This window comes from Bacteroidota bacterium (assembly GCA_039111535.1).
Taxonomy (GTDB): domain Bacteria; phylum Bacteroidota; class Rhodothermia; order Rhodothermales; family JAHQVL01; genus JBCCIM01.
Window position 1 is genome coordinate 21,517 of record JBCCIM010000044.1, and the last position, 14,196, is coordinate 35,712.

The 14,196-nt window shown below is 47.8% G+C and carries 12 protein-coding genes and 2 pseudogenes; 4 read left to right on the forward strand and 10 right to left on the reverse strand.

The annotated features are described in order from the left end of the window. Positions 1-4: 4 nt before the first annotated feature. The 3 genes from AAF564_09230 to AAF564_09240 form a co-directional block, all read right to left on the reverse strand. Positions 5-1,060, reverse strand: coding sequence for a UDP-glucose--hexose-1-phosphate uridylyltransferase (locus AAF564_09230; protein ID MEM8485722.1), 1,056 nt, complete (start codon positions 1,058-1,060; stop codon positions 5-7). A 62-nt stretch (positions 1,061-1,122) separates the two neighbouring features. Continuing rightward, on the reverse strand, positions 1,123-2,190 hold the full coding sequence (locus AAF564_09235) for an aldose epimerase family protein (protein ID MEM8485723.1): 1,068 nt from the start codon (positions 2,188-2,190) through the stop codon (positions 1,123-1,125). A gap of 141 nt (positions 2,191-2,331) precedes the next feature. Beyond that, positions 2,332-3,714 (reverse strand): mercuric reductase, encoded by a 1,383-nt coding sequence (locus tag AAF564_09240; protein ID MEM8485724.1) that lies wholly within the window; start codon positions 3,712-3,714, stop codon positions 2,332-2,334. A gap of 109 nt (positions 3,715-3,823) precedes the next feature. On the opposite strand from AAF564_09240, the gene AAF564_09245 reads away from it, so the two are divergent. Continuing rightward, complete coding sequence (locus AAF564_09245; GenBank protein MEM8485725.1) at positions 3,824-4,792, forward strand: spondin domain-containing protein; 969 nt, start codon at positions 3,824-3,826, stop codon at positions 4,790-4,792. A 351-nt stretch (positions 4,793-5,143) separates the two neighbouring features. Here the strand turns inward: AAF564_09245 and AAF564_09250 are convergent, their stop codons facing one another. Both AAF564_09250 and AAF564_09255 read right to left on the reverse strand, forming a co-directional pair. Beyond that, the gene (locus AAF564_09250; protein ID MEM8485726.1) at positions 5,144-6,100 is read right to left on the reverse strand and encodes a threonine/serine dehydratase; all 957 of its coding nucleotides are present in this window, start codon (positions 6,098-6,100) and stop codon (positions 5,144-5,146) included. Positions 6,101-6,210: 110 nt separating this feature from the next. Beyond that, positions 6,211-7,092 (reverse strand): DUF3078 domain-containing protein, encoded by an 882-nt coding sequence (locus AAF564_09255; GenBank protein ID MEM8485727.1) that lies wholly within the window; start codon positions 7,090-7,092, stop codon positions 6,211-6,213. 719 nt (positions 7,093-7,811) lie between these two features. Here AAF564_09255 and AAF564_09260 point away from each other — a divergent pair. Then, positions 7,812-8,621: a peptidoglycan-binding domain-containing protein gene (locus AAF564_09260; protein MEM8485728.1), complete on the forward strand. Its 810-nt coding sequence runs from the start codon at positions 7,812-7,814 to the stop codon at positions 8,619-8,621. A 90-nt stretch (positions 8,622-8,711) separates the two neighbouring features. Here AAF564_09260 and lspA read toward each other — a convergent pair whose 3' ends face one another. Together lspA and hisI are read right to left on the reverse strand one after the other, a co-directional pair. Beyond that, positions 8,712-9,245 (reverse strand): signal peptidase II, encoded by a 534-nt coding sequence (gene lspA, locus AAF564_09265; protein ID MEM8485729.1) that lies wholly within the window; start codon positions 9,243-9,245, stop codon positions 8,712-8,714. A gap of 42 nt (positions 9,246-9,287) precedes the next feature. After that, a complete protein-coding gene (hisI, locus tag AAF564_09270) occupies positions 9,288-9,680 on the reverse strand; it encodes a phosphoribosyl-AMP cyclohydrolase (protein MEM8485730.1) in 393 nt (130 codons plus the stop codon). Positions 9,681-9,772: 92 nt separating this feature from the next. On the opposite strand from hisI, the gene AAF564_09275 reads away from it, so the two are divergent. Together AAF564_09275 and AAF564_09280 are read left to right on the forward strand one after the other, a co-directional pair. Then, positions 9,773-10,528, forward strand: a complete 756-nt coding sequence (locus tag AAF564_09275; protein MEM8485731.1) for a cell wall hydrolase — start codon at positions 9,773-9,775, stop codon at positions 10,526-10,528. A gap of 72 nt (positions 10,529-10,600) precedes the next feature. Then, positions 10,601-11,742, forward strand: a pseudogene (locus AAF564_09280) (IS3 family transposase). 7 nt (positions 11,743-11,749) lie between these two features. Here the strand turns inward: AAF564_09280 and AAF564_09285 are convergent. The 3 genes and pseudogenes from AAF564_09285 to AAF564_09295 form a co-directional block, all read right to left on the reverse strand. Then, positions 11,750-11,857: pseudogene (locus AAF564_09285) on the reverse strand (transposase). A 237-nt stretch (positions 11,858-12,094) separates the two neighbouring features. Continuing rightward, positions 12,095-12,688, reverse strand: a complete 594-nt coding sequence (locus tag AAF564_09290) for a hypothetical protein (protein ID MEM8485732.1) — start codon at positions 12,686-12,688, stop codon at positions 12,095-12,097. Further along, a complete protein-coding gene (locus AAF564_09295; protein ID MEM8485733.1) occupies positions 12,678-13,583 on the reverse strand; it encodes a 6-bladed beta-propeller in 906 nt (301 codons plus the stop codon). The genes AAF564_09290 and AAF564_09295 overlap by 11 nt, the downstream gene beginning before the upstream one ends. Positions 13,584-14,196: the final 613 nt, after the last annotated feature.

Here is a 14,196-nt window from a genome sequence, read left to right on the forward strand (position 1 = left end):
AAATTTATAATGCTTTGAAGTGTACTGCAGGAAGAGCTTTAAGAAGAGATGCACTCACCTCAGCGCTTACATCGCGCTGGCCGCCACCTAACATCTCATACCCAACCTTGAATTTCCTGATCGTTGCAGACCGAAGAAGCGGGGGGTAAAAATGCATGTGGAAGTGCCACGCAGGATGTGCACTGCCGTCTGTCGGCGCTTGATGCAAACCGGCAGAATAAGGAAAAGACACCTTGAACAGGTTATCGTATCGAACAGTTATTTGCTTAATAGCATCTGCAAACTGTTCACGTTCGCCCATCGTTAGCGCTGTTATATCCGGAACAGCGCGCCGGGGCAGAATAATGGTTTCAAACGGCCAGAACGCCCAAAAAGGCACCAACACGACAAAATCCTTGTTCTGGTATACAATCCGGACATCCTGTTCCAATTCGAGCTGGAGATATGCTGCCAGCAAGGTGTGTCCGGTTCTCTGGAAATAAGCTAGCTGATGATGTGATTCTTTCGCCGGCTCATCTGGTACGGTCTGCTGCGCCCAGATTTGACCATGCGGGTGCATGTTACTGCATCCCATCATGGCTCCCTTATTCTCAAAGATCTGTACGTAATTGATATCGTTGCGGGCACCAAGTTCAGCGTATTGGCTGGCCCAAAGATCTACAATTTTCACAAGGGCCGGCGCGTCCATCTCTGCAAGGGTTAGGTCGTGCCGCGGTGAAAAGCAAATTACGCGACAAATGCCCGTTTCTTGCCGGGCAACCATCAGGCCGCCCGTATCCATCAACGCTGGTGCGGAACCTGCTACAGCCGGCTGCAGCGCTGCAAAGTCGTTGTCGAACACAAACGTATCTGCATAATCAGGATTGACTTTGCCGCCAGCGCGCGCGTTACCCGGACACAAATAACACGCAGGATCATGCGGCGGTCGGCTGGCTGTGGCCGGCGTATCGAGATGTCCTTTCCATGGACGCTTGCTGCGGTGCGGAGAAACAAGAATCCATTCACCAGTCAACGGATTATACCGCCGGTGAACGTGCTCGGAAAGGTTGAGATGATCCATGAAAGTGAAAGAACCAGCACCGGGCGCGACTTATACACGCCCGGCCTTGGTATTAATACCTGCTATCGGGTCGAAAACCGATAAACTGTTGTGGTCTCATACGTTTCCCCTGGATCAAGCCGTGCTGTAGGATAGTCTGGTTGGTTAGGGGAATCCGGATAGCGCTGGGTTTCGAGGCAAAATCCAGAACGGGTTGCATAGGTAATGCCCCGGCCCGTGAACTGGCTATTCAGGTGGTTACCTGTGTAAAACTGGATGCCAGGCTCCGTTGTGAGAACTTCCATAAACCTGCCCGTGCTTTCATCGTGCACTTCAGCTGCAAGGCGCATCCCACTGCCATCGACCACAAACGTATGGTCGTACCCAAATCCATATTCTATCTGGATCTCATCCGCTTCGATGCGATCACCAATTGCTGTTGCCGTCCGGAAATCAAATGGTGTACCTTCAACATCTACCAGCGGGCCGAGGGGAATATTTCCTGCATCAGTTGGAATGTATTTGTCGGCAACGATGCGCATTTTGTGATCGAGGATGGTGCTGGCGCCGCCATCTTTCAGATTGAAATAGGCGTGATTGGTAAGATTGATAACGGTCGGTTTGTCTGTAGTAGCCTCATAATCCATCTGGATGGCATTGGCCGGTGTAAGGGTATACGTAACCTTGGCCGCAACCTCTCCCGGATATCCTTCTTCGCCATCAGGGCTTACGTACTGCAATACCACGCCAACGCCTGATTCATTCTGAAAAGCTTCCGCATCCCACAACTTTTTATCAAAGCCTTCGAGGCCGCCATGCAGGTGGTTCTCGCCGTTGTTCACAGCCAACGTGTACGATTCTCCGTCGATGCTGAATTGCCCTTTTGCAATACGGTTGGCGTACCGGCCGGCAATCACACCAAAAAACGGGTTGCCCGCAACATACTTTTCAACAGAATCATACCCAAGCGTTACCTCACCCATTTCGCCGTTTTTATCCGGCACCATGATCGATGTAATTGCGCCACCATAATTGGTGATTTTGACAGTCATGCCAGAAGCATTGGAAAGTGTATACAGGGTGGCCTCGCGCCCGTCTGGCAACTGCCCAAAAGCGGCCTCGGTTACGGTAGCATTGTCCGTTGACGACATATCATCTGCAGGTTGACAGCTTGAACAAACTAAAAAGATCGCACACATGAAGGTGCTGAATATCCGGATTGGCTGGCGTTTCATAGTGGTAAACTTCAGTTTTTGATACATCGGCAGTTTAACACTTTGAACGCAAAGGTGCTAGCCAGCCTGCGCTTCAACGGGCTTGAGCGCATCCAGCGTCCACGGGAGCAACTCAGATACCGTTGGGTGGACCAATACCGACTTGCGGAATGTTTTGTAGGTGATTTTGTTGTTCATCATCGGGGTAAACATATTGATGATTTCGTCCCCTCCGATCCCGAGAATAGCTACGCCCAGAAACAGATCGGTATCTGCATCTACCAGGAGTTTGACAAACCCTTTGGTTTCACCCATTTCTTTTGCACGGCTGATTTTGGCCATCGGACGCGTCGCTTTCAAGACTCGGTATCCCTTTGCCAGTGCCTGCGCTTCCGTAAGCCCTACCCGCCCAAGCGCCGGATCGATAAACAAGCCATAGGTTACAATACGGTCAGACAATTTCCGATCTCCCCCACGCATCTGATCCAGTACAATTTCAGCGTCGTTTACAGAAGTATGCGTGAACGCACCATGCCCGTTCACGTCTCCAACAGCAAATACATTTTTGGCTGTCGTGTTGCAGTAATCGTCTACTTTGATGTATCCGCGGTCATCGATTTCAATACCGGCAGCATCGAGCCCAAGTCCGCCAGTTGCCGGCTCCCGGCCAACCCCCAGCAATAAATGTGAACCTTCAAAGGATCGATCACCCGCTCTGTCCTCAAAGACGCGAATGCCGCCATCGGCAGTCTGCTCAACACAGCACGCAGACACGCTAGTTTCGATGTTGATGCCTTCTTCTGCCAGGATATCGGTGATGGCAGCAGATATGTCTTCGTCTTCGTGTTTCACGAGCCGGCTGTTGTGTTCGATAACTGTTACTTCTGATCCAAACCGGCGAAAAGCCTGTGCAAATTCAAGCCCTATATAACTCCCGCCCATAATTACGAGATGCTCGGGCAACGCTTCGAGATCGAGCAACCTGCCGCTATCAAGCCACGGGACCGCATCAATACCTTTCATGTTTGCAACGCGCGTCCGTGTCCCCACGTTGATGTAAATCTTATGCCCGGTGATCACTTCATCGCCAATCTGGATTTGCCGTTCCCCCACAAACTTGCCCCATCCTCTGAATAGCGTAATTTGCTCCTGAGACGTTATCCAGCCTTCAAGCCCCTGCCGGCTGCTGTTGCGAACCTTGTCCATGCGGGCCATCACATCAGGAAAACTAACCCGCAAGTTATCTGTAAAAACACCATACGCAGCCCCTCGTCGTGCCATGTGCGCAACGCGGGCACTGGCTACCAGGGTTTTGGTTGGCGTACATCCAACATTCACACAGGATCCACCAATCTTTCCCCCTTCTATGATGGCTATAGATTCACCGGTAGCCAGTAAACCGCCCAGTAACGTACCTGTCGCCTGACCGGTCCCAAGAATGATGTGATCGAAGGACTGCATAAAATTTCTCTGTATCTACGTAATAATGCTGCCTGCGTAGTATGCCAACATTAAACAAATTCCTTAAATTTACCTGAACCTACAACTTTCCCAAAAAGGTAAACCAGCCATGAAACTGCACCGCACAATCCTGATGAGCAGCTGTCTGCTGTTGTTATGCGGTGCTTTTTGCTCGTTTTCGGCTGTTGCCCAGCAATCTACTGCCACCTACACAGTCACCTTCGCAAGTACCTGGAGTGCAGCTACCCATCCTGAAGGTTTTCCTTCAAACCCTCACTTTTCCGGACTCATAGGTGCCACACACGACTCAACTGTTACGTTCTGGGCCCCGGGTGCTGTTGCGTCCTCTGGTATAGAAAGCATGGCGGAAACCGGGAGTAAAGGAAGTCTCACTGGCGAGGTCAATGCCCAGATCGATTTGGGTAGGGCGGAGCATCTGCTTTCGGGTGGCGGTATCGGCACATCGCCGGGTAACACAAGCCTGACGTTTGATGTATCAGCCGAATTTCCGCTGGTAAGCCTCGTTTCGATGCTTGCGCCGAGTCCTGACTGGTTTGTTGGCGTCCACGGCCTCAATCTCTTTGAACAAGGTGGCTGGATCGAGTCGCTTACTGTAGATTTGTTTGTATACGATTCAGGCACCGACTCGGGCACCGATTATAGCTCAGCAAACGCTGATACGCAGCCCGCAGAAGACATTTTCAGAATTGAATCAGCGCCTTTCCTGATTAACGATGTCGTAGCGCCGTTGGCTACCTTTACCTTTACCCTGCTTTCATCTGTCAATACAGAATCAGATACGGCGTTGCCCAACAGTTTCACCGCACAACTTCCCTACCCCAATCCCTTTTCCTTAACGACCCAATTGGCGGTTACGACAGCTGAAACAGAGCATGTCCAGATTGAGGTGTTTGATATCCTTGGCCGCCAACGCGCCCTTTTATTCGCCGGCACCTTATCAGCAGGTCAAACTTTTCGCGTCGCATTTGATGCATCCGGACTTCCCGCCGGCCAGTATATCGTACGCTATTCCCACGGCACCCGGCGGACTTCTCAACTAATCACGTTGATCAGATAACAGCATCTCTCGACAACAGTACCGGCAAGCTTCGTGGTCCGTGTGCACCCAATACCAATTACTGTTCAATATCCGCCGTCTTGGATGGTCCTGCGATAAACATACCGAAGCCGCTGGTAGCAACGTCTATCTGTTTGTACGCATCGTGCATGATGTTCACGATTTTCCCCGGATTGAGCACAATCGCAACATGTTGGGTGATAAACGGTGCCTTGCGGCGTTTAATTCCAGGCGCTGCAACCCAGATCGCTCCGTTGGATAAAGCTGGTCGACATAACACGGCACAAAGAGGGCAACACGCTTAGATTCAGACTCCGGGTAGGGATACGCAAATACACAAGGCCGGCGGCCTTACAACAACATTTTAAGGCGTGCCCGATCTACGTTGCCACCGCTCAGGATGCATAAAACGGTTGCATCAGGTGGGAAGTCAATTTTTTTCGAGGCCACTGCAGCAAAAGACGCGGCAGCAGCGGGCTCAGGCAATACCTTACACCACTCCATAATATCAAACATTGCACGCACAATTTCCTCTTCTTCTACCAGCACAACTTCATCAACAAATGCCTGCACGTGTGCCAGTGTGTGGGAGCCGGCAAACGGAGCGGCCAATCCATCTGCAATGGTCTTGTTGTGCGAGAGGGTAACCGGGTGGCCTGCTTCCAGGCTCTGGTACATTGCATTAGAGCCCCGGGGCTCAACACCAATTACTTTAGCTGAAGGCCGCAGGGCCTTTACGGCTGTTGCAACGCCGGAAATCATGCCACCGCCACCGATACCGGTTATTACAACGTCTACCTCCGGAAGGTCTTCAAGGATTTCCAGGCCCATCGTCCCCTGCCCTGCGATGATATGGGGGTCGTCAAACGGGTGAACCAGCGTCAGGTCGCGCTCAGCCTGAATTTGCAGGCAAGTGTCCATGAGGCCGTCTTCTGTTAGAATGACTTCTCCGCCATAAGCTCGTGTGGCAACCACTTTAGCTTCCACGGCAGTGGCTGGCATCACAACTGTTGAATCCACACCTGCCGCAGCGGCACTCCACGCCAATGCCTGCGCATGGTTGCCAGCCGAGATGGTGATTACCCCTTTCTTACGCGCGACTGCAGGAAGATGGCGTAAGGTATTCAGGGCGCCACGCACTTTGAAGGCGCCGGTCTTCTGAAACATCTCTTGCTTGAAAAAAAGCCGGCAACCATACCGCTTGCTCAATTGCATAGAACCGGCAACCGGTGTTCGATGCAATTGGCCGGCAATTACTTGCTGCGCAGCCTGCAGGTCAGCGAGGGTAACAAGGGCAGCGTCGTTCATAAGCTGGGTACAGGTTGGTACAAACTAAAAATGGCTTCAGTGCAAAGAACGCACTGAAGCCATTAAAAATAAGCACCAGTTAGGCAAATATTTTACCGATACAGTTCAGCCTAAAGCAAGCCAACTGAAATACCGGTAGACAGTACCTGCTTCAACTGCAACTGGTCTGAAATATCAAGATCGTAGAACGTTACAAACTCGAAGTTCACGGTCAGCCAGGAATTAACAGACATCGTCACCAGGTTTTCCCAGCGGACATCAGGATCGCCGAACTGGTCAAATGCAGCAAAAATACCGAGTGAGCTTTTCAGGTGTACGTTTTCGAAGATGTCGCGATCATAGGTACCTTTTGTGCTCAAACCCGTCTCAAACCGTACGGTTTGGTCCAGGTCATTGCCGTACAGCGGACGGAGTTCTTCAAGACCAACAATGGTTTCTTTTGCACCAAAACCAATCAGCCAGGTAAACCAGTCTTGCGGCTGGTACGTGAAACCGAGCGTCTGTGCAAACGTGGCCGGCGCAAAGAAAGCTGACACTTTCACAGGCTCATCACCACTGTAGTCAAATCCATTGGCAAACTGCGTACGAAGCTCGAGGGAAGCCGTTGGATGCCATTTGGCAAAAGTGTCTTCGTTCTGGTAGAGGAAGTTGGAGACAAACTGAATCAGGTCGTCAGCTTTCCGGAAATCAAGCGAATCCTGCTTCAGTGAGCCGAGCGCAAAACGCATTTCGTGTTTCTGCTTCCAGCTCTCGTAATCGCGGGAAAAGTCGCCATTCAGGCTTGCTGTGAAAGCAAGTGAATTGATACCACCTTCTGCCCAGTTATCATAAGAAGCCTGGCTGCCGGCCAGGTTGGCAACAATGCTTTTCTGCCAGTCGGTTGAATCAGGTGCAGCTTCATCTTGCGCCAACACTGTTGCCGGCGACATAAAAAAGAACATCAGCAGACCACTTAAAATCACCCGATAAGAATATTTCTCTACCGTCGTCATTGAATTTGGAGTATGATTGAACTTGTAATCAGTGTAGTGGGCCCTAAGATCTATTTAATTGCATAATCACAACACGAAGGGGTGCAACTGAATGCCCGTTATGCAGCTTGGTTTCAAAAAAATGGCATCTCGACGGATGATTCATAGAAACCGCGCATTCATACTGCAATGTGTATAGTTTTGCTGTACAATTACGCAACAAATCTTGAACAATGGCCCAGGTCTTTGAAGGCAAAACCCTCAAATTAACCGCAAATGGCGTATTTAAACGCTGATTGCCGGCTTCTCTTACTAGTACTCCAAATACTGCACCATAGGAAATTTCGATTGTCGATTGCCGATTTTCGATTGGAGGGAACGTAAGCCGAGGAGGTACGCCACGTTTGTACGATATACCGAGCCCCGGCATAAGGGTTAGATAAGTTTCCCCTGTTATCCGTGTCCTCTCTTCAATCGAAAATCGGCATTCGACAATCGGCATCCAAATTGGCATCGTTCTTGGCTTTTATCATATCAACAGATTAAAGCGCACGACCAAAAGGGCGCTAAAATCTAAAAACCTTCGAAAAACACCAAAAAACGAAGGTTTAGGGAGACCCACCCCGCCTAAGACTTCAAATCTTTGTTGCATTATCAAACACAGATTTGCGCATTTTCAGACAATTACTGGAAGTGTATGAGGTCCTCCTAAATACTTTACAATCAATCATTCAACGGAAATGAAAAAAGGTTTACAGTTAGCACTAGCCCTCCTGTTCTTCTTTGGATCTACGGCTTTCGCCCAGGATGTAACGCTTGCAGATGCAGACTTACCTCCTAACGCAAAAGCAGGCGAGTGCTATGCACGTGTTCTGATTCCCGAGCAGTACAAAAACACTTCAGAGCGCGTTTTGGTACGCGAAGCATCTGAGCGGATCGAAACCATTCCTGCAGTTTACCGCACGGTACAGGAACGCATTCTCGTGAAAGAAGCATCTGAGCGTCTTGAAACCGTTCCTGCTGTATACGAAACGGTTACCGAGCGTTTGCTTGTGAAGCCAGCTTATACAACCTGGAAAAAAGGCACCGGTGCCATCACCAAAGTTGACAACTCAACAGGTGAAATCATGTGTCTCGTAGAAGTACCAGCTGAGTACAAAACAGTAACAAAGCGCGTTCTGAAACAAGATGCAACGACGCGTAAAATCACTGTTCCTGCTGAATACCAGACCGTTAGCGTACGTAAACTGGTTGAGCCAGCTAAAGAGCGTCGTATTGCAATCCCTGAAGAATACCAGACGGTTGTAAAACGCGAGCAGGTAACAGATAGCCGTCTCGAATGGCGTTCTATCCTGTGCGAAACGAACACAACAACCAATGTGATCTCTTCATTGCAGCGTGCCCTCAAAATGCGTGGCTTTGATCCAGGCCGTATCGACGGTGTAATGGGTCAGCAGACCATCGAAGCAATTAGCCGTTACCAGCGCTCAAAAGGCATGGCCAGCGGTCAACTGACGATGGAAACGCTGAAGTCACTTAACGTGATCTAAGGCATTTCGCTTTATGATTAGAAAAGGCGTCCGGTAAATGCCGGACGCCTTTTTCTTTATCGCTAATTTTTACGCGCCCGTGGGTAGCCTTCAGGCTGCGCTGCCCTCTTCCGTTGTAGGTTTAGATCCTTCAGGCGCAACTGCCTCTTCAGGTAGTACCTCTTTGCCTACAAAAATAAAGAGAAACAGGCCGGCCATAATGGCCATATCGGCAACATTAAAAATGCCTGTCCGCACCGAACCAAAACCCACGTTCAGGAAGTCCACCACAGCCCCATCATTAAACACCCGGTCGATAAGGTTACCCACACCCCCACTCAGCATAAGCGCGCCGGCAATAATGGCAGCACGGTTAAAGCCATTGTTACGAAGCAGGTAAATAAGGAAAACAACCAGAATAACGGCCACGAGCCCGGTGAACAGCCCCTTGCGCAGGGGTTCAGGCAAGTTGGCGCCCATACTCAGGAAGGCCCCCCGGTTTTCGGAATACTGCAACCGAAACATATCGTTCGCCATACTGATGCGTCCTTCGCCCAGCAAATGCTCTTTTGCCAGATATTTGGTACCCTGATCGACGACGGTAATAATTACAAACAGCGTCAGGATGATGGGCCACTTTTTCATAACTAGGGGTAGATTGAGTGCGCGTTAACGTTGCGGGTGTATCTATTGGCCGTATACAGCCTGCGGGTCAAATACTTGTTCTCCTTCCTCAATCAAATGCTCCCCGTCAAACCGGCGATAGAAGCAACTCACCTTGCCTGTATGGCACGCAGCGCGGCCGTGCTGCTTTACACTAAATAACAAGGCATCACCATCACAGTCAATCCGGACTGCCAGCACATCCTGGGTATTGCCGCTGCTTTCTCCTTTGACCCATACCTTTTTGCGGGACCGGCTCCAGTAGGTCATGGTCCCCGTTTCGAGGGTTTGCCGCAGGGTTGCTTCGTTCATGTAAGCCACCATTAGGATCATATCCGTCTCTTCATCCTGTGCAATGGCGGTTACCAGCCCGTCGGCATTGTATTTGACCTGTTCAAGTAAAACTTCTGGTTTCATGCGGATGCTTCGCTTTTAGGGTGCTATTCAGGCGCTCTGGCCAGGCTACGAGCACGTCTTACAACCAACCTCGGGATTTTATTCCGCTCCTGATGAAAAAAAGTATCTTCTTATTCTTCCTCCTCGCCCTGTGGCCGGTGCGGCTTGCAATGGCAACACATCCTGTTACAGACGATTTTGAAGCACTCCGGGCGCGCCTGGAAGCCATGCCACCGATGGAAATGGACGAAATTCTCTGGCTCGCCCGGTGTATTTATTCAGAATCCAACAAAGCCAACGAACAAGAGCACATCGCATGGGTGGTGCGAAATCGCGTGAATACACAGTACAGGGGAGAAAACTACCGTGAAGTGATTTTGGAGCCGCTACAATTTAGCTTGTTTAACACCAATTCAACGCGGCGAAACTATATTCTCGGATTGAATCAAAATTCCAACTCCAAACCCTGGGTGAGCGCGCTCAACATTGCGCTAAAAATCTATCAGGCATCCCCAGAAGACCGGCCTTTTTCAAAGAAGACACGACATTTCTACAGCCCCGTTTCGATGAAAAACAGCAAGACGCCGGCGTGGGCTAAAAACGCCACACCCCTCAACTCCGAATCTTTCGATATCGACCCGGAGCGCTTTCTGTTTTTTGAAGAGATCGACCAGAGCAAAGACCCCTTTCTAGCTCTCAAGACTCCAGGAGAACGCATCGACGAAGTCAACGAAAGCACGCGAGAGAAACTGCAGCCGGTGCGGAGCAAATCATCGATAAGAGATCGCTTGAAGCCGAGTGGCCGCGTGGCGCGCCCGATGCGTCCGAGCAATACAAAGCGGAAGACGACAAAACGCGCCGGGTGGTAAACCTGCTGACCTTACCCCTTGAAATTGTACCAAAGGAAGTGAGAGATTTCTCATAACTAATCCCTTGATACAATGCGAAAAAGCAGATTCAACGAAGAGCAAATTATCCGTATCCTCCAGCAGCATGAGCAAGGCATGAAAGTGACTGATCTATGCCGCGAGCATAACATCAGTGAAGGCACTTTTTACAGATGGAAGAGCAAGTACGGCGGCATGGACGTCTCCGAAGCAAAGCGACTGAAGGCAATGGAAGAAGAGAATCGCAGGCTGAAGCAGATTGTAGCTGACCAGGCACTCGATATTCATGCACTCAAGGCTGCCTTGTCAAAAAAGTACTGAGGCCTGCGCAGAAGCGAGCAGCCGTGGATGTGATGCGTGATTATGATCTAAGTGAACGGCGTGCTTGTAGGCTGGTAGACCTAGCCAGATCAACGTATCGCTACGCATGTAAACGGAAGGCAGATGAAGCACTGCGTAAGCGTTTATGTGAGCTTGCAGGTGAACGTCCGAGGTTTGGTACACCGCGTCTGACCGTTTTACTTAGGCAAGAATTTGGCGCTGTTAACCACAAGCGTATTGAGCGGCTATACAGAGAAGAGAGACTCCAACTGCCTCGTAAGCGTAAGTAGCGACGTAGAGGCATCAAGCGAGCACCACTGGTGCAGCCTGATCGCATTGGACAGCGCTGGTCACTTGATTTTATGAGAGATTCGCTCAGCGACGGTCGGCGCTTTAGGCTCCTTAGCATCATTGATGACTTCTCCAGGCAAGCACTTGCGATTGAGGTTGATACATCAATCTCAGGCGAGCGGGTGACACGGGTGCTAGATCGCCTAATTGAGCATCACGGATTGCCAGAAGTGCTTGTGACAGGTAATGGACCCGAGTTCACAAGTAGAGCAATGCTACTGTGGGCAGAAGAACGCGGCATTGCTTTGCACTACATCGATCCTGGCAAGCCCATGCAGAATGCCTTTGTAGAAAGTTTTAATGGGCGAGTCAGAGATGAATGTCTTAATCCATCATGGTTCAGCAGCTTACAACACGCACGTGCCCACATAAACAACTGGAGAAAAGACTACAATGAAAAGCGACCTCATAGCAGCTTGAACTATCTGGCTCCCGATGTATTTGCCAATCAATGGAAAATGTCGGCCGGACCTTCTAAATTCAACCTGAACCTCTCATTAACCCCGGTACAAACTCAGGGGTAAGGTCAATCGCTTCGCTTTTGCCCATCTTTCTACAAATTTCAGCGACCTCGACACCGGACTCAGCCTGGAGAAGCGCAAATACAATTTGGGATTCAGTGAACTTTGATTTCTTCATGGCAATCGGGGATTAAGTTCAAGATAACGATTGCCGGAAACTCTAATTTAGATTGGCTCAGTTTTTCGAGAGGAGATCAATAGGTCAAGTCAATAGTGTTTTACTTCAGAAGTATAATTACGCGAACCATCGAATAATCACCACTCATAAAATCGAAGCCCAGTCACCATCAAACGCTTTTTAACTAGCAAAGGGAAACCTATTCTTCATCACAAGTAATTAATAAAACTAAAAAACTCAATTTACCATACGTGCAATCAATCGATCCTTCATCAAACCACTGTCAACTGTTGAACTTGGAAAATATAATTCCTTCACTATATTATCCTTAATATAAAGCAATGCCGGCGTTTGAATCATATTCAATTCGTTCTTAAGAATCGCATTTGTATCCATAAAAACGTGCGATCTATTCGCTCTAATTGATGCAAGCAAAGAATCATACATGCTTACAGCTATCGCATATCCATTTTTTTCAGTTTGCATCTCAATTTCCTCAAGAGCCACAGCCCCCTCCTCAACACATGAATAACAATCATATGGCCCGAACAACAAAACAATGAATTCGGGATTATTATTTACTATACTATCTCCTAAAACTAATTGAATACTACTAACTTCAGCATCAATTCGACTACGCCTCATCTCCTCCAGGCGTTCAACTGTAGCCAGTGCTTTCTTCTCAGATTCCGCACTAGCTTCTCTTAAAGATTTATTTTTAGAGTAAAAACTGGCTGCAAAAAAAGCACCACCAAGCAAAATAATCGCAACAAGAATAGTAGAAAACGAAATGCTTTTCAATATTCCTGGAAGAAACTCATCAATATTCATATCTATGTAATTCTGCTTTACTCCCATCAAAGACAAGAATACCATTAGAAGAAACATTTATCGCTGTACCATAAACTCTATCGCCATTACTATTCTTAAAATTCAACAATTTATATACTTGCATAGCATCAATATTCAACACTAATGCAGTATCCGAAAATTTGTCTTTTTTATGAAAAAGCACGTGCAAATTGCCCTCATACTCCGAAGCAGACCTAAATGTAATAAATGCCATTCGCTGATCAATGCCATTTCGATATTCACTCAAGATAAATTTATAGAAATCCTTCATAAAGTATCCATCTGAAAGATCTAGCCTGCTCTTCATTTCTAAATCTTTTGAGTACAGTTCAACGAGTGGTTGGAATTTAAACAAACTCACAACCTCTCCATCTGGTCTAATGAAAACCTCTCGAGCATTCAACCTATTCGTTCTTGCCTCCGAATCGTTCGATATCATTGGACTTATTTTACCAAAACCCTTATCCTCCCTCCCTCCTAAGGTAACCTTTGCCATAGGATGCTCTGAATTTCTTTGACTTGAATAGAAGGCATCATTGTATATATCAAACCCGTAGGAATACCGAAAAGGGACAGAAACAGATGACAGATACTCATTAGAAACTACACTATATTTGTGTATACGTGAATTCCCATCGTCATAGACATAAAGTGTATCTTTGTAAATACGCGAGGAACCTACACCCAAGTTTTCTCCTGGTCCACGACCGGGCGAGCCTAATGATTTAATTACTTTTAGATTTTGATCTAAAATGAGTAGTCTATTATTAGAATAGTCACTAATATAATACCGTTCATCATAGAATTTTATATCTCCTACTTGAGTCAAAAACGTTGAATCGCTTAATTCCACAACTGTTTCTTCAGGATACAAGTCCAACTCCTGAATTGCCGCATCCGAGCTCGCGAAGAATGTAAAATAAGCAAACACACAAATTAATACAGTCAATGAAATCAAAAAAAATCGCATCATTTACACTAAACAAATTAGCCTGATTCATTTAAAACTGACTTGATCAAACACAACCAAGGCAGTATTCATTAAATTTCTCAATAAAAGATCATTGATGAATTAACAGGGAGATGTTACACATATAATAGCAACATCTCCCCGAAAACCCTCTCAACATAGTCAAAGCTGACAGTCAAAAACTACTCCATCACAAATGATAATATCTGCAGTAGATAAACATTCGTTATCTCCTGAACATTGTATCGCACCACCACAATTTTCACCCTCTGGACAATCACATTGATTCATGGCAATACACGGCCTTGCATCAGCAATAGAAACTGTTGTCAAAAAACACACTGCAACCATCACAACTAATCTTATTACTTTTCTCATTTTTCACAATCCTTTTTTTGATCAACAAACACAATTAAGCTGGATTACACTCGCAACACATTTCAAAATAATCACAAATAACACATTCGCCACTCGCATAACATGAGAATTGGCAAACTGCACCAAAAGGAGTACCATC

What these genes read in the sequence shown, in the direction of transcription:
- AAF564_09230 (MEM8485722.1), bottom strand. Translation starts at nt 1,060, where the DNA reads ATGGATCATCTCAACCTTTCCGAGCACGTTCACCGGCGGTATAATCCG.
- AAF564_09235 (MEM8485723.1), bottom strand. Translation starts at nt 2,190, where the DNA reads ATGTCGTCAACGGACAATGCTACCGTAACCGAGGCCGCTTTTGGGCAG.
- AAF564_09240 (MEM8485724.1), bottom strand. Translation starts at nt 3,714, where the DNA reads ATGCAGTCCTTCGATCACATCATTCTTGGGACCGGTCAGGCGACAGGT.
- AAF564_09245 (MEM8485725.1), top strand. Translation starts at nt 3,824, where the DNA reads ATGAAACTGCACCGCACAATCCTGATGAGCAGCTGTCTGCTGTTGTTA.
- AAF564_09250 (MEM8485726.1), bottom strand. Translation starts at nt 6,100, where the DNA reads ATGAACGACGCTGCCCTTGTTACCCTCGCTGACCTGCAGGCTGCGCAG.
- AAF564_09255 (MEM8485727.1), bottom strand. Translation starts at nt 7,092, where the DNA reads ATGACGACGGTAGAGAAATATTCTTATCGGGTGATTTTAAGTGGTCTG.
- AAF564_09260 (MEM8485728.1), top strand. Translation starts at nt 7,812, where the DNA reads ATGAAAAAAGGTTTACAGTTAGCACTAGCCCTCCTGTTCTTCTTTGGA.
- lspA (MEM8485729.1), bottom strand. Translation starts at nt 9,245, where the DNA reads ATGAAAAAGTGGCCCATCATCCTGACGCTGTTTGTAATTATTACCGTC.
- hisI (MEM8485730.1), bottom strand. Translation starts at nt 9,680, where the DNA reads ATGAAACCAGAAGTTTTACTTGAACAGGTCAAATACAATGCCGACGGG.
- AAF564_09275 (MEM8485731.1), top strand. Translation starts at nt 9,773, where the DNA reads ATGAAAAAAAGTATCTTCTTATTCTTCCTCCTCGCCCTGTGGCCGGTG.
- AAF564_09290 (MEM8485732.1), bottom strand. Translation starts at nt 12,688, where the DNA reads ATGAATATTGATGAGTTTCTTCCAGGAATATTGAAAAGCATTTCGTTT.